The organism is Bartonella sp. TT29SHDZB, assembly GCF_042193395.1.
GTDB lineage: Bacteria > Pseudomonadota > Alphaproteobacteria > Rhizobiales > Rhizobiaceae > Bartonella.
This window is the reverse complement of record NZ_JBHILQ010000168.1, coordinates 1-554: the sequence shown is the minus strand read 5'-3', so window position 1 is coordinate 554 and position 554 is coordinate 1. Positions and strand designations below refer to the sequence as shown.

General features: G+C 30.9%; 1 pseudogene. It reads right to left on the bottom strand.

The annotated features are described in order from the left end of the window. Positions 1-194: pseudogene (locus ACFIJJ_RS10135) on the bottom strand (hypothetical protein); the annotation flags it as partial. Positions 195-554: the final 360 nt, after the last annotated feature.

Below are 554 nucleotides of genomic sequence, written 5' to 3'. Positions count from 1 at the left end.
ATATACCCCCCTAAATCGCCTTTTTTGACATCATCAAAATCTCTTAAGGCTCTAATTCGAGTTAAGAAATGACCATCGATATATTCACAATCATCAATAAATTCGTATTTTTTTGCAGGCTCTTGTTGATTAACAGACGCGGTTTCATTTGCAATATTAGAGATAATGGGGGTGGTTTTTGAGATATTTGTCATAATTAAATCCTACATGATTTAGTGTTTTCAATTGACAGCCTATAAAGGCGCCGGGTGTTGAAAACACGGCATGTAGTCCGTTGTTATGCCTTCCTCATAAGAGTATTGTATAGCATAACCACACCCGACAAAATCATCATATATGCTAATTAGAGCATAAAAGATAGCCAGTTCTATAATAGGATTAGGTTTATCGCAACCTTTTCGCTACATGTTTAGTGTTTTCATCACTTGGTTATTTATATAACAAAATACGTATTTATTGTCAAATAATATTTTATCTTTTTTTGATATTTTTTCTTATTTTTTAAATACGTTATGTATTGATAATATCTTATGCTTATTAATTGCTTCTTTTAT